General features: G+C 49.2%; 14 protein-coding genes. 6 read left to right on the top strand and 8 right to left on the bottom strand.

Going from position 1 to position 21,509, the window contains the following annotated elements:
• A partial coding sequence (locus Q0986_RS20745) for a metallophosphoesterase (protein ID WP_299415139.1) occupies nt 1-727 on the bottom strand: 727 nt, incomplete at its 3' end.
• A gap of 185 nt (nt 728-912) precedes the next feature.
• Here Q0986_RS20745 and Q0986_RS20740 point away from each other — a divergent pair.
• The 3 genes from Q0986_RS20740 to Q0986_RS20730 all read left to right on the top strand — a co-directional run bounded on the left by Q0986_RS20740 (nt 913) and on the right by Q0986_RS20730 (nt 8,234).
• Nucleotides 913-1,155: a hypothetical protein gene (locus Q0986_RS20740; protein ID WP_299415137.1), complete on the top strand. Its 243-nt coding sequence runs from the start codon at nt 913-915 to the stop codon at nt 1,153-1,155.
• A 343-nt stretch (nt 1,156-1,498) separates the two neighbouring features.
• The gene (locus Q0986_RS20735) at nt 1,499-3,877 is read left to right on the top strand and encodes an endonuclease MutS2 (RefSeq protein WP_299415134.1); all 2,379 of its coding nucleotides are present in this window, start codon (nt 1,499-1,501) and stop codon (nt 3,875-3,877) included.
• Between the two features lie 145 nt (nt 3,878-4,022).
• A complete protein-coding gene (locus tag Q0986_RS20730; RefSeq protein WP_299415132.1) occupies nt 4,023-8,234 on the top strand; it encodes a PAS domain S-box protein in 4,212 nt (1,403 codons plus the stop codon).
• Between the two features lie 27 nt (nt 8,235-8,261).
• Here the strand turns inward: Q0986_RS20730 and Q0986_RS20725 are convergent, their stop codons facing one another.
• From Q0986_RS20725 to tig, 6 genes are all read right to left on the bottom strand, one after another.
• Nucleotides 8,262-9,599: an NYN domain-containing protein gene (locus tag Q0986_RS20725; protein ID WP_299415130.1), complete on the bottom strand. Its 1,338-nt coding sequence runs from the start codon at nt 9,597-9,599 to the stop codon at nt 8,262-8,264.
• Nucleotides 9,600-9,605: 6 nt separating this feature from the next.
• Nucleotides 9,606-11,321: a DNA mismatch repair endonuclease MutL gene (gene mutL / locus Q0986_RS20720; RefSeq protein ID WP_299415127.1), complete on the bottom strand. Its 1,716-nt coding sequence runs from the start codon at nt 11,319-11,321 to the stop codon at nt 9,606-9,608.
• A gap of 1 nt (nt 11,322) precedes the next feature.
• On the bottom strand, nt 11,323-12,180 hold the full coding sequence (locus tag Q0986_RS20715) for an alpha/beta hydrolase (RefSeq protein ID WP_299415125.1): 858 nt from the start codon (nt 12,178-12,180) through the stop codon (nt 11,323-11,325).
• Between the two features lie 24 nt (nt 12,181-12,204).
• Nucleotides 12,205-13,548 (bottom strand): ATP-dependent protease ATP-binding subunit ClpX, encoded by a 1,344-nt coding sequence (clpX, locus tag Q0986_RS20710; protein WP_299415123.1) that lies wholly within the window; start codon nt 13,546-13,548, stop codon nt 12,205-12,207.
• Nucleotides 13,549-13,557: 9 nt separating this feature from the next.
• Nucleotides 13,558-14,208, bottom strand: a complete 651-nt coding sequence (gene clpP / locus Q0986_RS20705; protein ID WP_299415141.1) for an ATP-dependent Clp endopeptidase proteolytic subunit ClpP — start codon at nt 14,206-14,208, stop codon at nt 13,558-13,560.
• Between the two features lie 229 nt (nt 14,209-14,437).
• Nucleotides 14,438-16,099 (bottom strand): trigger factor, encoded by a 1,662-nt coding sequence (gene tig / locus Q0986_RS20700; protein ID WP_299415121.1) that lies wholly within the window; start codon nt 16,097-16,099, stop codon nt 14,438-14,440.
• 561 nt (nt 16,100-16,660) lie between these two features.
• On the opposite strand from tig, the gene Q0986_RS20695 reads away from it, so the two are divergent.
• The 3 genes from Q0986_RS20695 to Q0986_RS20685 all read left to right on the top strand — a co-directional run bounded on the left by Q0986_RS20695 (nt 16,661) and on the right by Q0986_RS20685 (nt 20,689).
• Nucleotides 16,661-17,707, top strand: a complete 1,047-nt coding sequence (locus tag Q0986_RS20695) for an aspartate-semialdehyde dehydrogenase (RefSeq protein WP_299415119.1) — start codon at nt 16,661-16,663, stop codon at nt 17,705-17,707.
• A gap of 227 nt (nt 17,708-17,934) precedes the next feature.
• A complete protein-coding gene (gene dapA / locus Q0986_RS20690) occupies nt 17,935-18,819 on the top strand; it encodes a 4-hydroxy-tetrahydrodipicolinate synthase (protein WP_299415117.1) in 885 nt (294 codons plus the stop codon).
• A 121-nt stretch (nt 18,820-18,940) separates the two neighbouring features.
• Nucleotides 18,941-20,689: a ribonuclease J gene (locus tag Q0986_RS20685; protein WP_299415115.1), complete on the top strand. Its 1,749-nt coding sequence runs from the start codon at nt 18,941-18,943 to the stop codon at nt 20,687-20,689.
• Between the two features lie 43 nt (nt 20,690-20,732).
• Here the strand turns inward: Q0986_RS20685 and Q0986_RS20680 are convergent, their stop codons facing one another.
• Nucleotides 20,733-21,455, bottom strand: coding sequence for a lysophospholipid acyltransferase family protein (locus Q0986_RS20680; protein ID WP_299415113.1), 723 nt, complete (start codon nt 21,453-21,455; stop codon nt 20,733-20,735).
• Between the last annotated feature and the right edge of the window lie 54 nt (nt 21,456-21,509).

Genomic DNA, 21,509 nt, shown 5'->3' with positions numbered 1-21,509 from the left:
CATTGATATAAAGCTGCACACCATATTGGGTAAACAACGGAGGAAGCTGCTTTAAAAGCATGGAATGGCTAGGAACATGGCCCATCAATGGTCCCCATGATTCAACCAAGTACTGAAATGCACCATGCCAACCTGAAGAATAGATATTGTGGTGTCCCAACACAATTTTCCAGGTCGCTTGCGATCGAGATAGCGTTTGTTCTAGCCACTCTAGTTGGGCAGGCCAATGATGGCCGGGATTGGTATCTAGCGCAAAGAATTGAGCCAGGTCATCCCCAAACGTATAGTAGCGACCCAGCATGTTGTACCCCGGATAGCGAAGCTGATCCTTACCTTTGTTGGATCGAATATCATGATTGCCTAAAACGGCATGAAACGTCACACCACTTTTAAGCAAAGCGTTATAGGGCTTTTCAAATACGCTCTTAACTCGGTGAATATCTCCTGAGTTGTAGATGTTATCCCCCACAAGCCAAACCAGAGAAAAGGGATGTTGCTTGCAATACTCCATCATGGATTGAGCAACCTTGAACTGAGACCGTTTTCCTGTGCCCACATCCCCCACGGCGACAAATCGCAGGTGAGATGGGGGTGAACCCGGTATCTGAGTTCTGCTATCCAACCGTTCCTGGATTGGCTCCTGGGATTGAGCCTGATGATGCAGGACGCCAACCCCCAAGCCAGACAAACTGACTAGAGAGAGAAACTTTCGCCGATTAAAAGACATACCTACCCAGAAATCTGCATCGAGTTCTCTACAAGAGACCCGCTCAGCCCCATGAGCGTGAGTCAGCGATAGAGAAAACTTCTTTCGCAGATATTTTGAACGGAGAAGGTTAAAAACTCGGCAAGATTCTTATACTTTGAAGGGGCACCTGCCCGAGACAGGATTGCCTATGCTAGGATTCAGCCATGACACGTCAAGAAACGCTGCAAACGATTAGTCATTTATTACAGCAACAGCCTCAAGAGAAACTAGAGGCTCTTTTGGGTTGGTTGGAACAGAGCGATGATGACTTTGAACGGCAACTACGCACGGATGTAGAAGCGGGAAAGTTTGATCAGCTGATTGCTGACGTCATCGCGGAAGATGATGCAGGAGAAACAATCCACCTTGAAGCATCGTGCAACAAAGACTTTTTGGAAGCTGTATAACAATCTGTCTCCTGACCTACAGCGCCAAGCTCGTAAACAGTATCGGCTGCTTCGACGCAATCCACAACATCCATCATTACGATTCAAACCCGTGAGTAAACTGTGGTCTGCAAGGATCAACAATGATTACCGGGTCTTAGCAATTAAACGTGATGATGCTTACGTATGGTTTTGGATTGGTCCCCATCGTGAATACGACAAAATTCTGAGTAGTAGTCACTAGATTTGTTATACAGATAGAAATTTAAACCTTGGCCATTCACTTCTCGCTGCCAGCCTCCCTCACCTTAGAAGTTGCTTGTTACGATGACAGAAGTGGAGAATCGGTTTGCATTAAGACATTGTGATTGTTGAAAAAACCCTAGAACTGCTGGAGTGGGAGCGATTATGCCAGCATCTGTCCACCTTTGCGGCAACCAAGTTAGGGGTGGCTGCAGCAATTGAGCTGCCGATTCCTGATACGGTTGAGGCCAGTGAAACCCTATTGCAGCAAACCCAAGAGGTTTATGACCTAGAAACTCAGCTTTTGACTGCACTGACTTTTGAAGGGATTCATGATATTCGAGCAGCATTGGTGCGATCGCAACGTCAAGGCATTCTCAGCGGCGAAGAACTGCTGCAAGTGGCCACGACCCTAGCGGGGACCCGTAACCTGCGTCGAATCATCAACCGTTATCCCGAATTAACCCGTCTTAATCAGCTGGTGGCCGACCTGCGCACCTACCCTGAATTAGAGCAAGAAATCCGCCACTGTATTGATGAGCAAGGAGAAGTCGCCGACCGCGCTAGCGATAAACTGATGGGTATTCGCGAACGGCAGCGGCAGGTCCGCAATGACGTCCAAACCATTTTGCAGCGGATTTTGCAGCGCAAGGGCGCGGCCTTACAAGAGCGGCTCATTACTCAACGCAGCGATCGATTTGTGGTGCCCGTTAAAGCCCCCCAAAAAGATGCCGTTCCCGGTATTGTCCATGATGCTTCTACCAGCGGGGCCACCCTCTATATTGAGCCGAAAGCTACGGTAGAACTGAATAATCGGCTGCGCCAGCTTACCCGCCAGGAACAAGCGGAAGCTGAAGCCATTCGCCAAGCCCTTACGGAAAAAGTGGCAGAGGTGCATGACGACTTAGAAGCCCTGCTCCAAATTGTGACGGCAGTGGATCTCGCCACTGCCCGAGCCCGATATAGCTATTGGCTCGAGGCCAACCATCCTCGGTTTGTGGATCGTGCGGCAGAAACACTGATATTGCGGCGTTTACGCCATCCGTTGTTGGTCTGGCAGCAGCAGCACGAGCAGGGTCCCGAAGTGGTGGCGATTGATGTGACTATCCACCCCCATATCCGCGTCGTGGCAATTACGGGTCCCAATACTGGGGGCAAAACCGTTACCTTGAAGACCCTAGGATTAGCAACTCTAATGGCTAAAGTAGGGCTATTTGTCCCGGCCCAAGAACCGGTGGAACTGCCTTGGTTTGATCAAGTGTTGGCTGATATTGGCGATGAACAGTCTCTACAGCAAAGTTTATCCACCTTCTCTGGTCATATTCGCCGAATTCAAGAAATTATTGCCGCCCTGACGGACCAGTCCCTGGTGTTGCTGGATGAAGTCGGCGCTGGCACCGATCCGCTGGAAGGGAGCGCCTTGGCCATTGCCCTACTGCGATACTTAGCCGATCAGGCCCAGCTCACGATTGCGACTACCCACTTTGGCGAACTCAAGGCCCTCAAGTACACGGACGACCGCTTTGAAAATGCCTCGGTGGAATTTGATGATGCCACCTTGCAGCCCACCTATCGGTTGCTTTGGGGGATTCCGGGGCGCTCCAATGCCTTGATTATTGCCCAGCGCTTGGGTCTCAACGAGCAGGTAATTGCCCAAGCCCAAGCCCAGATAGACGGCGAAACCGATGATGTTAATCAGGTGATTGCCGGGTTAGAAACAGAACGTCGCCAGCAGGAAACTAAGGCTCAAGCCGCCGCCAAGCTGCTGCAAAGTACAGAGCAGCTCCATGAGCAAGTGGCAAAGAAAGCCTCCGACCTCAAAGTGCGAGAGCAAAAACTGCGGCAGCAGCAGGAGAAAGCGATTCAAGAAGAAATTCGCCGAGCCAAACAAGCGATCGCACAAGTGATTCGCGACCTCCAACAACAGCCTAAATCTGCCCCTGCTGCCCAGGAAGCCACCCAGCGCCTAGAGAAAATTGCTAACCAACGGCTCCCCTCTCGCACTCAACGCAAAGCGCCACCGCCCCCAGGCTTCCAACCCCAGGTGGGCGATCGCGTCCGGATTCCTAGTATTGGCCAAAAAGCCGATGTGATTAAGATTACGCCCACTAACGAGCTGGTGGTCCAGTTTGGGATGATGAAAATGACCATCAAACCCACTGAGGTGGAATCCTTAACGGGAGAAAAGGTAGCACCACCGCCCCAGAAAACTGAAGTTGCACCTAAAGACAATCCACCTAAAAATTCTGCACCCGTGGTTCGCACCTCCAAAAACACCCTAGATATCAGAGGGTCTAGAGTGGCCGATGCTGAGGTGGTTATTGAAGATGCGATCGCAAAAACCCAAGGGCCTCTCTGGATTATTCATGGCCATGGCACGGGCAAATTGCGCAAAGGTGTCCAGGCCTTTCTCAAACAACATCCTTTGGTGTCTCGATATGAATTCGCAGAACAGGCCGATGGGGGGACAGGCGTGACGATTGCCTATTGTGGACCTTAGAGCATGGCCGTTCAGGCTTCAGTTATTTTATTTGTAAGGAATTGTGAGAGTAAAGTGGATTTAGGGCAACCTAGGGGGGCATTTTATGCCAAAATCGATTTCTTCGTTTACCTGACTGGATTTCCCCTGCTGAGGAACGCTATCAATGACGAGCCAACCTAGCACCCAAGTACACCAACCTCTATTGAACCCGACCACCTTGCACGCCAGCATGGATCACCACCCTTTGGTTGTCTCTCCCCAAGCGAGTCTTAAGGACGCTGTCTTATTGATGAGTCGTGGTCAAGAAGACGAAGCAACGGTCGATGCTCTCCAGTGTTCTAGCTATGTCTTAGTCCAAAAACAACGGCAGTTAATGGGCCTGTTGACTGAGCGAGATATCGTCCGACTCAGCGCCACCGAGGCAGATTTTAGCCAGGTCAGCGTGGCTGAGGTGATGGACCCCATGCCATTGACCCTTTATGAATCAGACTTGGAAGATGTGCTGACGCCGCTGTCTATCCTTCAATCCCGAGGTATTCGCCATTTACCGATTACAACTCCCACAGGTGATGTGGTGGGGGTCATTACCACTGAGAGCATTCGCAAAGTATTAGAACCGACGATGCTGCTCAAGCTTCGTCATGTGAGTGAAGTGATGACGCCTACTGTTGTGACTGCACTGCCTACCGCGACAATTCAGCACCTTGCCCAACAGATGGTTATACACCAAATGAGTTGTGTGGTGATTGTCCAAGCCCATTCACAATCTGGCAGAATGCCCCCCGTGGGGATTGTCACTGAGCGGGATATCGTTCAATTTCAGGCTTTGAATCTCAATCTACGCACGACCCTGGCAGAGGCGGTGATGAGTCAGCCGTTGATGTGCCTAAACTTAGACGATACTCTGTGGATTGCCCATCAAATGATGCAGCGAATGCAGGTTCGCCGCTTAGTGGTAATGGAACAACAGGGCGGCTTAGCTGGTATGCTCACGCAAGCGAGCATCCTCGATACTCTCAATGTTCCAGAAGCGCATCATACTGCCGAAATTCTGCATCAGCAGGTGGAACAGCTGCAAGATCAACGCATTCGTTCTCTACAACATCAAAAGCTCAATCTTGAAAAGCAAGTCGAAGCTGATGCGGCGACGTTATATTCTTGCCAAGAACGGTTTCGCGCCATGTTTGAGCAAGCTGTGGTTGGCATTGCCCATGTGGATCTGCAGGGACAGATCCTGTTGGCGAATCAACGGCTTTGCGAGATTGTGGGCAAGGAGCAGGTTTGCCAATGCCATATGGATAACGTGCTCCAAATTAATGATGGAGCAGGTAACTGGCGAACAGCACTCCAGTCTAGAGAAAGTGACTCTCTGCAGACTGAGCATCAATATCAGCATCCTCAGGGGCATACCGTCTGGCTAGACCTGACCCTATCCTTAGCAACCACATCGACCGGAGCCCCCGATTATTTCATTGTTATCTTGCAAGATATTAGCGATCGCAAACAAGCAGAGCTAGAACGCCACCAGCTTAACCAAGAGCTAGAAGCTAGAGTTGCGATGGGTATATCCGCTTTCCGAGCCAGTGAACAACAGTTTCGGATGCTGTTTAATGCTGCCCCAGATGCCTTGTTTGTGATTAATCTGCAAGGGGTGATTCGCCGAGTCAATCAAGCGACGATAGTGCAGTCCGGCTATACCTCGTCTGAGCTACTCGGAAGCTCAATCACAACCTACTTTCGCAATACGGATCACGCAGACTGTGATACCTATTTAGCGCAGTTGATTGCTCAGGGCAGTCATCGGCAAAGGATGGAATTGATCCGTAAAGATGGCTCATTTTTGGTGGTTGATTGCTCTTGCACCATTGTGACGGATCCGGCTAGCCGAGATCCCTATATTCTTATGGTGCAGCGGGATGTGAGCGAGCGGGTTCAGGCCGAAACTGCCCTGCGGGAAAGTGAGCAACGATTTCAGCAGATGGCAGACTGCGCCCCAGTCTTATTGTGGATGTCAGGGCTAGACAAAAAATGTACGTTTTTCAATCAACAATGGTTGGAGTTTACGGGACAGACGATGACCCATGAACTGGGCAAGGGGTGGACAGAAGGGATCCATCCTGAGGATCGTCAACAGGCCCTAGATATCTGTGCTGCCGCCTTTGATGCCCGTGAACCTTTTTGTATGGAATATCGACTCCGGCGGCATGATGGCGTGTATCGATGGCTGATCGATATCGGCACTCCACGCTTTTTACCCAATGGTGAGTTTATTGGCTATATCGGCTCCTGTGTGGATATTACAGAGCGCAAGATTTTAGAGGATAAGGTTCGCTCCAGCGAAGCCCAAATTCGAGCGGTCTTTGACGGCATGACGGATATTGTCTTTGTCTTTGATAGTCAGACGGAACAAATCAATGCCATCCCACCCTCTTTAGTCTCTCCTGACATGGTCGAGACGATTAATCAGACAGCAGAGGTTTTATTGCTCGATAATGAGCAGGCACAAGCCTTTCATGACCATATTCACCAAGCGCTACATCATCAAGAAACCGTGACGTTCGAGTATCAATTGCCATCGGATACTCTGCCCACTTGGTATTTTGCCAGTATTACCCCCCTTTCGGCGACGTCGGTGATCTGGGTGGCTCATGATATTACGGATCGCAAGTATATGGAACAGGAGTTGTTCCAAGAGAAAGAACTGGCCCAAGTCACCTTGCAATCGATTGGGGATGCGGTGATCACGACTGATGCTCAGGGGAAGATCCGCCACCTCAATGCAGTTGCCGAAAAACTCACGGGATGGTCCTGTTTGGCTGCCAAAGATCACCCTGTTCATGATGTCTTTAACGTCGTTCATGAAACGACTCGTCATCCCGAGGTTCAACTGATTAATTCAGTTCTGACGACGGGAGAAATTGCGATTTCAGAACATCAAGCGCTATTGCTGGCGCGGGATGGTGCTGAATATGCCGTCGATCATTCGGCCGCACCGATTCGCGATCGCAATGCCCATATTCTCGGTATCGTCCTGGTGTTTCGAGATGTCAGTCACTCTCGTCAGCTCTCTCAACAAATGACCTGGCAGGCCAGCCATGATTCATTAACTGGATTAGTCAATCGCTATCAATTTGAGCAGATGCTGCAAAAGGCTCTGCGCTCGGCCCATCGCGATCAGCTCCAGCATGTGCTCTGCTACCTCGATCTGGATCAGTTCAAAATTGTTAATGATACCTGTGGCCATGCCGCTGGAGATGAACTCCTCCAACAAGTGGCAGAACTGTTTAAGCAGACGATCCGCAGCACCGACGTTATTGCTCGATTAGGTGGCGATGAATTTGGATTGCTGCTGCACCAATGCTCCATGGATCGGGCTCAGGTGATTGCAGAACAGCTCCGGCAGCGCTTACAAACCTTCCGATTTAGCTGGAATCAACAGACCTTTAGCATTGGCCTTAGCATTGGCCTAGTGGCCATTCATTATGACAGTCATAATCTGTCTAGCCTGATTAGCGCTGCTGATTCAGCCTGCTATGCAGCCAAAGCCCGAGGCCGTAATCGTGTTCACGTCTATCAATTAGATGATTTAGAACTCGTTCAACAGCGCGGCACCCAGCGCTGGAGTCGGCGAATTAAGCAAGCCCTAGAAGAAAATCGGTTCCGACTCTATGGTCAAGCGATTGTCCCCGCCAATCCCGATCAGTCAGACATCCGCCAATGTTGTGAGGTGCTACTGCGCATGGTGGATGAGCAAGATCAAGTGGTCAAAGCCGCCGCCTTTATTCCAGCTGCCGAACGCTACAATCTGATGCCTGAAATTGATCGCTGGGTGATTAGTCAGTTTTTAGTCGATCACTTTAGTCCTCCCCAAATCGCTCCAACTGGGGCGGATCAGCCTCTACCCTATATGATTAACCTTTCGGGTGCCAGTATTGGGGATGAGCAATTTTTGCAGTTTTTACAAGAGCAGTTTCAGCGCTATCCCCATGCTGCCCCCCAAATTTGTTTTGAGATTACGGAAACGGCGGCTATTTCCAACCTCAATCAGGCCATTACGTTTATTCATGACCTCAAACAGTTAGGCTGTAAATTTGCCCTGGATGATTTTGGCAGCGGCTTATCGTCTTTTGCCTATTTAAAAACGCTACCCGTGGATTATTTAAAAATCGATGGCCATTTTATTGAAGATATGAATAATGACCCGGCCACTCAAGCGATCGTAGAGTCCATTAACCATATTGGTCATGTCATGGGCTTACAAACGATTGCCGAGTCGGTGGGTGATCTATCGACGAGAAAGAAACTGCAGAGTATGGGAATTGATTATGTCCAGGGATATGGGATTGCTTTACCCTGTTCGCTCACCTATACCTAATAGCTCTCATCAGGCGGCTCTTGGGCCTTAAGCGCTCCCTTCCGTTTGTACTAATTGATCGAGCCAAGCCTCAATCTTATCCTCCCTATTCTCTGCCATGCGAAAACTACGGTTCGCTTGTTCCATTAAAATCCCTTCATCGACCAAACGACTCAGAGATTGCTTCAGCCGTTCGTTACTGTGGGGCAGCCGACCATCTTTTTTGGCTAATCGAACATAAAAGAATAACGACATAAATCGACCGTAGGAATTATGCTCCGGCTCGGTGTCTGTAAAGGCCTTTTGTACCTGATCGAGAATAATTTGCCACTGTTCACGGGTCAGGGGGCCAGAATCCTGAGAGCTAAACTCAGATTCCGCTTCTGGATCTTCATCCGGCAGAAACAGCTCTTTAAAGCCTGCTAAGGTTTTTATTTGTACTTGGCCCGCTTTGGCCGCCGCATCAACGAAGGCACTGAAGTTAGTGAACGGCGCTGCATCAGGCCGGGTAATGGACGCTACCCCACCATAGGTGTATTTGACATTGGCCCGCATCAGTCGATCGATCGCACCAAAACGGGTACTTTTGCCTTGATCTCGTGCCAGATTAATCGCAGCCAATAAACAGGCAACGGCATCCTCATAGCTAATGGTTTGACTCAGGCGTTTGGTGGGAGCCGTCTCCTCAGAATCGCTGGTATCTAGCTTTTCTAGGTCGATAAATTCGTCAGCACTCAGCAATAGCTGGTTACTCGCCACTTCCGCGCGTCCAATCAGGGTGACCCGCTTTTCTAGGGTTTTGAGGGCATTCACCAAGGGGACAAAATCGCGATCGCCCGTGACAATAATAAAATGCCCGACATCGGGATATTGGTACGCCGTATTGAGACAATCGACGGTTAATTTAACATCCACCGCATTTTCTTTCCCTGTGGATACATGAATCGGCTCAAAGCCTAAGCTGTAAAGAGCCTGCACTAAAGATTCTTTTTCGCGTCGCCAGTTGGAGTAGACAATTTTCAGACGGGGATGGCCTTGGGATTGGGAATAGTCCACCAGAGATTCGGCGAGGGGAGCCTGAATCCCTTGAGCTGCAATCTTGACATTTTCGTAATCCCAAAAAACAGCGACCTCACTGGGGGCCGATTGAATCACCGATTCTGGCGGCAATACATGGGTTTGAGGAACGGCCCGAGCATGGGCGATTTGGCGACGGCGATCCTCGGTGGCGATCAGTCCGGTGGCATAGGTCGCGGAGAGCGCAGCCAATCCTGTCACGGAGGACCGCCGAACATCCCGATCTGATAGGTAGGTCACGCCAAATGCGATCGCAAAGGCCAAAGGCCCTAATCCTAAAATTAATCCTTGTTTACTCACTTGCACCATCGAAGCTTAAATTCCGTGACTTTTACCAATCACCCAATGCCGCCGGAAAAACCGGGATAAGTCTGCTTCTTCCATCGATAAATAAATCGGTCGTCCATGGGGGCAGGTACGGGGATGGCGGGTTTGCTGCCATTGATCTAGCAAATTTTGCATCTCTAGTAGATTGAGGGCCATGCCATTGCGAATGGCACTTCGACAGGCCGTGGCGGCTAAGGCTGCTTCAATACTCTCACACTGGCTGAGTTCAATCAGTGCTGCTTCGCAATCGGAACGTTCTGCTAACCGTTGCGGAGCTGAACGAATCGCCCAGAGCTGATGGCCAAACTCAGCAATATCAATGCCAATATCTATGAGTTGCTCCACCTGTCGTTCCGATAAGTCCCGCAGCATTAGCGGCGGAGTCAAAGGCACAAACTGCCAGTTTTGGCCAAGCTGTTCATACAAAACCCGCTCATGGGCAATATGCTGTTCCACCAGCCAGACCCCTGAGGGATGCTCCGCCACAATATAGGTCCGATGCAGTTGGGCAATCGCTTGCAGAACAGTAAAGCTGGAGTCACGGGTGTCGGACTGGGGCGATAGCAACGAAGGCTGCTGGAGATGGTAGACGCCTTTGGCTTCCGCTACTTTCATCAACTGGCGGATTTTTTGGGTATGGCCCGTATCCCTGACCTCTGACGGAATTTGCAGGGCTTCTTGAATGGCGGTGGTAATGGCGGGTCGCCACTGCTCCAAGTGCCGTAGATAAATCTCTGTTTTGGCGGGATGCCGATGCCAGTCCACATGCTGGGGATCGGCATGGAGATGAATAAAGCAAAGGGGGTGGCGATGCCGAGGCAAGGTTTGGCGAAACGCAGCTAGAATCGTCTGCTCTACAGGATGGGACTGACCCGCATCTTCACCGCTGACTTGGACACAGCGACCATTGACGGCCACCTTCACCCAATCGGGACGATGGCGATGGCAGCGATCGGGGAGGCCGAGGATAACTTCTACACTGTTATCACCGGGCAGATCGGGAATCGAAAAGCGGTGATGACATAAATCACCGGGTTGTAGGGTTGCCAACAGCTGGGGCAGGATATCCTGAGCGACTTCGGCAGGGGCAATACTAAACCACGGGCGATTATTTTGCTGAACTTGCCAGGTCACCTGAGGGTGACATAGGGCATGGTTATGAATAATCGTTTGCACGCCTCGCATTTGTCGGGCTGGATTGGGAAGGGCCTGCTTGCGAGTGGGCCAGTCGTGGAATAGCTCAGAAACGGTGACCACGGTACCGGTTGCGATCGCAACCGTTTCTTGCCCCACTCCATGACCTTGGTGATCGTACTGCACCCGACAGCCTTGGGCTGCTCCCAGAGGGCGGCTGCAAATCTCTAGCCGTCCCATTTGGGCCAAACTATGGAGGGCTTCTCCCCGAAAGCCCAGTGTATGGATATCCCACAAATCTTCTTCCCGCTGCAGTTTGCTGGTGGTGTGAGGGGTTGCTGCTTGCGCTAAATCTGCCGCAGTCAAGCCATGGCCATTATCCACCACCTGAACCCGCCAATCTTGAGGCCAGAGGGAAATACTGATCCGATCCGCCCCAGCATCTAACGCATTATCCAGTAGCTCTCGCACCACAGCACCTAAGGAATCAATGACTTCTCCAGCCGCAATCCGGTGAACGAGATCCGTCCCCAGGGGTTGAATCTGGACATTGGAGGCACACTCTACCATCTCAACAAAGCACCGGAGTCAGAAAGCGATGAATATGCTGAAGATAAGTCGAGGTATCTTCCAGCATGGGAAAATGTCCTGTCTGGTCCATCCGTACATAGTCAATATTGGGGTTTAAGGCGGCGGCCTCCTCCCCTGAATCAGCCGGAACAATCTGGTCTTTGTCTCCAGACACAATTAATGTTGAGATTTGAAGCCGAGCAAATTCTTCAGCCATTGCCGTCGCGACAGACTCACTCACTGCAGAGAGAAGAGTCCCTAAAGCAGCCACAGCATCAGCACTTACATAATCCGAGACAAACCCTCGACGTTGGTCAGCCGCAATCGGACGATGTAGGAAACGAGCCATAAACAGACGATCTAACAAGGGTACTTGGGCGAGCCAGCGCGGTCGTAACCGTACGACCCACTCTCCTACCTGATGAAATTGACGGAATTCCTGCTCATCGTACTCAAATAAGCCACTACAGGCGAGGATGGCTTGCTGAACCCGCTGAGGATACTGATTGAGAAATAAGGCACCAATCGTCGATCCCATGGAATGAGCTTGGAGAAACACTTGCGAAATCTCCAAAGCGTCCAATAGGGCAGCTAAATCTTCCACATAAGATTGAAGGGTGTAGGCCTCTACCGCTTTCGAGGCCCGAATTGAGTCTTGGGATTGCCCAAAACCGCGCAGATCATAAAGCAAGCAATCAAAGTCTGTGGACAAGGATTGCGCCACAGGTTGCCAATAGCGTCCCGACCCTCCCCAGCCATGCAGAAATACCATGACCGGCTTGTTAGATCCCGATTGACGAGGTTCCCGAGTCACCCATTCGTAGTAGTGATCATGACCGCGAATTTGGACCTTGGGCATGGAGTTGAACTGAATAAAACAGACTTATGCAGATTCTGGGGTCGAAATGGCGGACGGATGCACCAATAACTCAGCCGTCGACCGCTGTTCCACCATTGAGCGGGTAATTAAGCACTGGGTCAGCTCTTTACGAGACTGGGACGGCAGCTCATACATCACATCCAGCATAATCTCTTCCACGATAGCCCGTAGAGCTCGGGCTCCCGTTCTCCGTCGATAGGCTTCCTGAGCGATGGCACAAATTGCATCGGGCTGGAACTCCAGCTCTACCCGATCCATCCGCAATAGCTTTTGATATTGCTTTACCAAGGCATTGCGTGGCTCCGTCAGAATCTGACACAGTACATCTTCATCCAGAGCATCAATCACAGACATCACCGGGATCCGACCGGTAAATTCAGGAATCATCCCAAACTTGACTAAGTCTTCAGCCTCCAAATCTCTCAGCATATCGGCAGTTCGCTGTTCTTTGGCTCGGAGTTCACCATCTTGGATGAATCCCATGGCTTTTTTGCCGGTCCGCTGCTCAATAATTTTATCGAGACCTACGAATGCCCCACCACAGATGAATAGGATATTGGTGGTATCAATCTGAATACAGTCTTGGTACGGATGCTTTCGCCCCCCTTGAGGCGGCACATTGGCGACTGTTCCTTCCAACATCTTGAGTAAGGCTTGCTGCACCCCTTCACCCGAGACATCTCTCGTAATCGAAGGGTTTTCGCTCTTACGAGCCACCTTATCAATTTCATCGATATAGATGATACCTCTTTGGGCTTCCTCCACATCTAAATCAGCGACCTGCAGCAGACGCAAAAGAATATTCTCAACGTCCTCGCCGACATAACCCGCTTCGGTCAAGGTCGTGGCATCTGCAACTGCAAACGGCACATCTAGCATTTGCGCTAAAGTTTGCGCCAAGAGCGTCTTGCCACACCCAGTTGGGCCAATCAAGAGAATGTTGGATTTTTGTAATTCGATCGCATCATCTGGTTCAGCCACTGATTCTGCTGATGTTTGGCTAATGCTGAGTCTCTTGTAATGGTTATATACAGCAACGGACAAGACTTTTTTAGCTTCGTCTTGCCCGATCACATGCTCATCTAAATACGCCTTAATATCTCGTGGCTTGGGGATTTGGTTGAGTGACAACGGGGTGGATGGCGTGCGCTTGCGCTCGGCTACAGGTGCTCGACTTGCCGCAGGCATACTACTGGTGGCGTCAAACAGCTCTTCATCCAAAATTTCGTTGCATAAATCAACACATTCGTCGCAGATATAGACCCCCGGCCCAGCGATTAACTTACGAACCTGTTCTTGAGACTTACCACAAAATGAACATTTGAGATGGGAGTCATATTTAGACATGGCTTTCTCTTAGTGGACTTCACTGACGGCTTCAGAGTGGTTGGGAAGATTTTGTCTAGTGAGGACTTGATCAATCAAACCATATTTTTGGGCCTCTTCTGCGGACATAAAGAAATCTCTCTCTGTGTCTGCTTCAATCCGCTCAAACGGCTGACCTGTATGGCCTGCCATAAGATGATTAAGATTGTTCTTGAGGTACAAAATTTCTTTAGCTCGAATTTCAATATCTACAGCTTGACCTTGAGCACCGCCCAAAGGCTGATGGATCATAATTCGCGCATTTGGCAATGCCATTCGTTTGCCTGCAGTACCTGCACATAAAAGGAACGCACCCATACTAGCTGCTAAACCAAAACAAATGGTACAAACATCGGGGCGAATATGCTGAATGGTATCGTAAATAGCCATTCCTGCCGTGATCGAACCGCCAGGTGAATTAATGTAAAGGTAAATATCCTGTTCAGGGTTTTCTGATTCAAGAAACAACAGTTGTGCCACAATCGCATCCGCAACGGCATCATCGATACCACCGCCACTGGCAGATCCGCCTCCCCCTAAAAAAACGATGCGTTCCCGCAATAACCGGGAGTAAATATCGAAGGCTCGTTCCCCTCGTCCAGATTGCTCGACAACCATCGGCACAATACCGCGAGGTGGCATATAGGTTGGCGTTTGCTCACCAGGAAAGCCAGCATAGAAATCATCAGAAGTGTGAGAAAAGCGCATAAGCCTCAAAACTTGTAGTACCAGTGATTAGGACTGTGCATCAAGATCAAATACTCCGTTTTGATGCAATGCAAATGACACAGTAGTTTCATTATGCCTTAACTCCTTTGGGAAAGGCGGGTCTAATTGCCAGAATCTAGTCAAAAAACATTGAACACTGATTCTACTCAGCATCCGATTCGTTATCTTCTGCCTTGGGCTTAGCCGTTGTTTTTTTGGATTTGGCCGTTGTTTTCTTTGTTGTCTTTGCTTTAGACGTTTTTGCTGGTGGCTTATCCGGCTCCTCCTCAGATTTCTTGGCTTTTGACTTAGTGGTTTTTGCCTTTGCTTCAGAGGCCTCAGTCTTCACTTCGGCTTTAGGTTCGGCTGACTCTGCCTTTTGGGCCTTAGCACTGGTCTTTTTAGTCGTTTTTTTGGCCTTGGCTGCTGGCTTTTTGTCTTCCGCAGGCTGCTCAGGTTCGGCTGTATCTGATTCTGATTGAGGCGGACCTAACTCAACGGTGGAGTGCTCCGTGAGCCATGCCATCACTTGTTTTTGCAACAATTCATCCTCAACCACTGCCGCCAGGCGATCGCGATCAATATCTTGCCCCTGCACATCTTGCAAAATTTCTTTGCAGCGGTGATCAATGGCGTCGGCTTCCACCTCAATGGATTCAGCTTTAGCAACTTCTGCCAAAGCCAAGGTCCGTTTCAGGCGGGGGATCGCATCCGGTCGCATGCGTTCCTTCATCTCCGAAAGCATCTCTTTGGTCACCAATTTATTAATGTCTAAGCCATTGGACTGAAGACGGCTGAGGGTTTCCCGGATCATGATGTTGAGTTCGTCATCAATCATGGTTTCGGGTAAATCAACCTCCAACTCTTCGATTAAGACCTCCATCAGTGCCGCTTCAACATTGGTATTGGTGCTGTCTTTGGCTTCTTGCTGGTATTGTTCTTCTAAAAACTGGCGAAGCTCTGCCAACGTAGAGAACTCACTCACATCTTGCGCAAAATCATCATCTAGTGGAGGCAGTTCTTTGGCTTTGATCTCCGTGAGATGCACCGTGAATACGGCCGATCGGCCTGCCAATTCATCTTGAAAATACTCTTCGGGGAAGGCGACAGAAATGTCCTTCGTTTCGTCGATGTGCATTCCCACGATGCCATCAATTAAATCATCGATAAATTTCCCTTTGACCAATTCCAACTGAAAATCCTTGACGGACTCTCCCTCTGGTTCATCCGTCTCTTCAGCGGCAGATGCTTCCTCAGCGGGTAAAAAGCGACTCTCAAAATCGACAAGGGTGACATCCCCGACAACCGCCGCGCGATCCTCAACCGGGACCAGGGTGGCATTCGCAGACCGGTGCTCTTCTAGCACTTCATCGACCTTCGCGGCATCATATTCCACTTCTTCAGCCGTTACTTTGAAGTCCTGATACCGTTTGAGGTGGACTTCAGGGGGCACATCAACGCTGATCGTGAAAGTAATGGGCTGACCAGGTTCGAACTGGGCTGCCAAGTCATCAAAAGATGACTGGAACTGGACGTTGCCTAGCGCTTCAATCTCTTCCTGTTTGACCGCTGCCTCAAAGGTTTTTTGCACTAAGTCTTCTAGGGCAGAAGCTTTGATCTGATCCGTGCCAAAACGCTGAAGGATGACGGGGCGAGGCACCTTGCCTTTCCGAAAGCCAGGGATATGAGCCGACCGCATAAATTTCGTAATCACTTGCTCATAGGCCTGACGCGATCGCTCAGGAGAAATTTCTATTTCCAGACTGATCTGACTACCAGGAAGTTTTTCTTGCTGGACTTTAATCAGCTCTTTTGTTTTAGACAAATTGTTTCCCTCTGCCAGCGGCTTTTAATGACTATACATGTTGCTCTATGGCAACACATGCTTCTACATTTACATGTGCAAGTAGAGCTATTCTAATTCAAGTTGTGGTTGCAGCTAAACTCTAGATTACCGAATTGTCAGAAGAGGTTCCAAAGGAACTATAGGCCAGCGATGTGAATGTAGTTTTAACCTTGTGATTCGACCCATCCTCAGTGATAATAACCTTCCAATAGGTTTAGTCGAGTCTAGATTTCTGCTAGAATTGGCTGATTAAGCTAACGATAGACCAAACTACATCATCCGGGGAAGTGTCTGTCTCAATGCCCTACATCAAACACTGATAGGTTGCTGTTGCTTCTACGCTGGGTCAGCGTAATCGCATTTTCTGCCTAGCCTCTGCTGCACAACAATTTAATTTGGCTTTCCCTGAGACTTAAAATCATTAGCGAAACCATCTTGATACAAGAATTCAGCCTTTTAACTTAACCAAAAAATTATTACTTGTATACATTTCATCAATCCTTAATTGTTTTTACATACCGCATTGTGGAGGGATAAAATTTGGGCCAAGCATATAGAGTTGCCATTTTGGGCGCGACGGGAGCAGTGGGTGCAGAGCTAATTGCCCTGTTGGAAGAGCGAAATTTTCCTGTATCATCGCTCAAACTCCTAGCATCCCCTCGGTCAGCTGGACAAACCTTAACCTTTAAAGGGAAACCTTTGACGGTGGTAGAGGTCAGCGAATCGGCCTTACAAGACATCGACTTGGTGCTGGCCTCTGCGGGAGGAAGTGTGTCTAAGGCTTGGGCATCCAAAGCTGTGGCTGCAGGGGCAGTGGTAATTGATAACTCTAGTGCCTTTCGGATGGATCCTCAGGTCCCACTGATTGTGCCTGAGGTGAATCCAGATGCCGTCACGCATCACAAGGGCATTATTGCTAACCCCAATTGCACCACTATTTTAATGAATGTTGTGGTTTGGCCCTTGCATCAGCTGCAACCCGTGCAACGGATTATCGCTTCTACCTATCAGTCAGCCAGTGGTGCGGGGGCACGAGCGATGGAAGAAGTAAAATTGCAAGCGCAGGCAATGTTGAACGATGAGCCCCCGCCTACGGATATTTTTCCTTACCCTTTGGCCTTCAATCTATTCCCTCATAATTCAGACTTGAATACTCAAGGGTATTGCCAAGAAGAGATGAAAATGGTGCAAGAAACTCGGAAGATTTTTAATGTGCCTGACTTGAGAGTATCCGTGACCTGTGTGCGTGTGCCTGTATTGAGGGCACATTCGGAGGCGATTAACTTGGAGTTCTCGCAACCGTTTGCTGTGGAACAAGCTCGATCCATTTTGGAAAAATCTCCAGGGGTCAAATTGGTAGAAGATTGGCAGGCCAATTATTTCCCCATGCCCCTCGAAGCTAGTGGACGAGATGAGGTGTTGGTTGGCCGCATCCGCCAGGATCTCTCTCATCCCAATGGCTTGGAGCTGTGGTTAAGTGGTGACCAAATTCGTAAGGGTGCAGCCTTAAACGCGGTACAAATTGCAGAACTATTGGTAGAACGACAATTATTACGAGGTGCAACGCTGACAACATCAGCAAATTAGTAACGTTGAGGAATGATACACATTGATGCCAAATCTGCATGATTTTGGTAGGTTGTCTCACGAGCCAATGGGTCGTGATGAATGAGTGAATGTAAGTGATTTTGCGCCGATCCCGACCCTATGTGGAGCAGGCCAACTCAGCAATTTAGCCTAGGACTTTTACAGTAGGAGCTTCATCGTTTAATGGGCCAGTTAACCCTCAATACCCACATAGGAGCGGACGACGAGTGACATTATTTGGACAGGTCCTGACGGCCATGGTGACCCCTTTTACAGAGACGGGGGAGATGAATTATCCGGTGGCAACAAAGCTGGCGCTGCACTTGGCTGAGCATGGTACTGATACGGTGGTGGTGTGTGGGACCACTGGCGAATCACCTACCTTAAGTTGGCAAGAAGAGTATGAACTCTTCCAAGTCGTCCATAAAGCGGTGGCAGGCAAGGCCAAGGTGATCGCAGGAACGGGTTCCAATTCAACCAATGAAGCGATTGAGGCGACCCAACAAGCTGCTCAGCTCGGACTAGATGGTGCCTTGCTAGTTGTGCCATACTATAATAAACCCCCTCAGGAAGGCCTATATGAGCATTTTCGCGCCATTGCCTTAGCAGTTCCCGACTTCCCGTTGATGTTGTATAACATTCCGGGGCGCACAGGACAGAATTTACAAGCGGAAACGGTGGCCCGACTTGCAGAAATCGACAATATTGTCGCGATTAAGGAAGCGAGTGGCAATCTGGATCAAGTCAGCCAAATTCGCCGGTTAACGGCATCTGACTTTGCTATCTATTCTGGTGATGATTCCTTAACGCTACCGTACCTATCCGTGGGGGCTTCTGGTGTGGTCAGTGTCGCCAGCCATTTAGTGGGTGAGTTACTCCAAAAGATGATTGCTGCTTTTGGATCTGGACAGCCTCAAGCGGCAACGGCACTTCATTTGCAGTTAATGCCTTTATTCAAAGCCTTGTTTGCAACTACTAATCCTATTCCGATTAAGGCTGCTTTGCGGTTGCAAGGTTGGCAGGTTGGGGCTACGAGGCTGCCTCTACCCAATGCATCGGAGCAATTAATTCAATCATTACAGAGTACGTTAACGGATCTGACTCTGCTTTAGCGATGGCGCGTTGCTGCCATCTTCAACAATCTAGAAAAATCAATAGTACTGATGACAGACAATCCTCTTAGTCTGCCCCCTGCCTATCTATACCTATAAAGACTTTATTTGAAGGAAACCTATGACGGACACTGAAGTAAACACAGCCCTTAAGATTATTCCTCTGGGCGGGCTGCATGAAATTGGCAAAAATACCTGTGTATTTGAATTTGAAGATGAAATCATCTTGGTTGATGCCGGGTTGGCTTTTCCGACCGATGGGATGCATGGGGTCAATATTGTTCTGCCAGACATGACCTACCTGCGCGAAAATCGTCACAAGATTAAGGGGATGATTGTCACTCATGGTCATGAAGATCATATTGGAGGCATTGCATTTCATCTTAAGCAAATTGACATTCCCGTCATTCATGGTCCCCGCTTAGCAATGGCCTTGCTGCAGCGGAAGCTAGAAGAGGCAGGAGTGGCTGGCAAAACAGAACTCAAAACCGTTGCACCTAGAGATATTGTCCGTTTAGGAACTCACTTTTTCGTAGAGTTTATTCGTAATACTCACTCTATGGCTGATAGCTTTACCGTAGCCATTCATACTCCCATTGGTGTGGTGATTTTTACGGGCGATTTCAAAATCGATCATACGCCTGTGGATGGTGAAAATTTTGACTTACAGCGGTTGGCTGAACATGGCGAACGAGGCGTATTGTGTCTAATTAGTGATTCAACCAATTCCGAGGTGCCAGGGTTTACGCCTTCTGAACGGTCTGTTTATCCCAACTTGGAGCGCGTATTTGCTCAGGCAAAAGGGCGCTTATTGGTGACGACGTTTGCTTCGTCGGTGCATCGCATCAATATGATTTTGGATATTGCCCAAAAACAGGGGCGGACGGTGTCAGTCGTGGGTCGTTCCATGCTCAATGTGATTGCCCATGCCCGTAATTTAGGGTATATCAAATGTCCGGATAGTCTCTTTGAACCCTTAAAGGCAATTCGAAATCTACCCGATCACAAAATTTTGATCTTAACCACCGGGTCGCAAGGAGAGTCAATGGCAGCCTTGTCTCGGATTGCTCGCAAGGAACATCGGCAAATTCAAATTCGGCAGGGAGATACCGTTGTCTTCTCTGCTAACCCCATTCCAGGTAATACGATCTCAGTGGTGAATACGATCGATCAATTGATGATGCAGGGGGCCAACGTTATTTATGGTCGTCGTTATGGCATTCATGTTTCCGGCCATGGTTGCCAAGAGGATCAGAAACTGATGTTGAACTTAACGCGACCTAAATTCTTCTTGCCGGTGCATGGGGAACACCGCATGTTGATTAAGCATGCCCAAACGGCCCAAAGTATGGGAATTCCAGAAGAGAATATGGTGATTATCAATAACGGAGATATGGTGGCTTTAACCCCAGACGCTATTCAGATTGATGGTAAGGTGCCTGCGGGGATTGAGCTTATGGATCGAGCTGGCATTCTGAAAGCCCATGTTTTAGAAGAACGCCAGCGTCTAGCGGAAGATGGCTTAGTGACCGTGGCGGCAACGGTGGGGCTGGATGGGCAGTTGCTAACGGCACCTGAAGTTCATTTACGGGGAGTTGTGACTACGATTGACAGCGATAAATGGCAGCAGTGGGTACAAAGTGCGATTGAATTAGCACTACGCAATCGCTGGGATCAGTTTAGCCAATTAGCCGATCAATCGGTGGATTGGGATGGCCTCAAAGGCTATATTGAGCGAGAGTTGCAAGGGTTGCTGCGACGAGAATTACAAACGAATGCTACATTATTGTTGCTTTTACAGCATCCGCAAGGGCGCTTGGAGGTCAACCGGGATTATGCACCCAGAAGTAAAACAACGGTTGCCAGCTAAGAGTTCAGCCAAGCTTAGAATTCTGCGCAGGTATTTACCTGCGCTATGGATGGAGCGAAGAAGTAACCTTTTCTGGATCGGGAGTGACTGCAAACCCATCGATTAAGTGGTTTAAGGCTGCTTTCAGATCACAACTCAAGGCTGATGCAGCTACTTTAGCTGGGCCTTGATAGTGGACGACGTTGAGGGGGCGACCAATCTTAACGTTAATTCTGCAACCCTTTTTGGGAACTGGGCACCCATAATCAAGAGCAACGGGCAGGATATTGATGTCTGGACCTGCTTTTTGTTTTTTTTGAGCTTGAATGGCGAGGCGCGCAAGGCCAGGTTTGAGATATTTCACATTGCGATCGCGCATGACATCTCCTTCTGGAAAGATGACCAATACTTGATTGGCCCGTAATAAATCAATGCCATGTCGCAAGGCTGCAATAGAAGGCTGATCTGGATCGATCGGGAATCCGCCAAATTGTCGGATAAACCACCCTTGAAATCCATGCATTTCGTTGACAGTGACCATAAAACGGGGATCACGGCCAATGGCGGGGCGCCCAAAGGCGTAGCCCATCATAATGCCGTCCCAACGAGAACGATGTGTAGGGGCAAGCACAACAGGTCCTTGTTGTGGAAAATGCTCCATACCTGTAACTGTAATAGTGCCAAAATAGGCGGGCAAGACTAGCGACCGGCCTAAGCTATAGATAATAGAAGTGAAGGGATATGAAATTCGGGACTCTATTGTTTTAATATTTGCTGATGGTGACACAGCAGTATCTCAAGCCAATATATGGCCAAAAAACGTTAAATACAAGATTATAAA

The sequence above is a fragment of the Acaryochloris sp. IP29b_bin.148 genome (assembly GCF_028285565.1).
GTDB lineage: Bacteria > Cyanobacteriota > Cyanobacteriia > Thermosynechococcales > Thermosynechococcaceae > Acaryochloris.
The sequence above is the reverse complement of the archived record's forward strand: the minus strand, read 5'-3'. Positions and strand labels throughout refer to the sequence as shown.

Coding starts and splice junctions, on each gene's coding strand:
- Q0986_RS20740 (WP_299415137.1), top strand. CDS start 913: ATGACACGTCAAGAAACGCTGCAAACGATTAGTCATTTATTACAGCAA.
- Q0986_RS20730 (WP_299415132.1), top strand. CDS start 4,023: ATGACGAGCCAACCTAGCACCCAAGTACACCAACCTCTATTGAACCCG.
- Q0986_RS20725 (WP_299415130.1), bottom strand. CDS start 9,599: ATGGTGCAAGTGAGTAAACAAGGATTAATTTTAGGATTAGGGCCTTTG.
- mutL (WP_299415127.1), bottom strand. CDS start 11,321: ATGGTAGAGTGTGCCTCCAATGTCCAGATTCAACCCCTGGGGACGGAT.
- Q0986_RS20715 (WP_299415125.1), bottom strand. CDS start 12,180: ATGCCCAAGGTCCAAATTCGCGGTCATGATCACTACTACGAATGGGTG.
- clpX (WP_299415123.1), bottom strand. CDS start 13,548: ATGTCTAAATATGACTCCCATCTCAAATGTTCATTTTGTGGTAAGTCT.
- clpP (WP_299415141.1), bottom strand. CDS start 14,208: ATGCCACCTCGCGGTATTGTGCCGATGGTTGTCGAGCAATCTGGACGA.
- Q0986_RS20685 (WP_299415115.1), top strand. CDS start 18,941: ATGACGGACACTGAAGTAAACACAGCCCTTAAGATTATTCCTCTGGGC.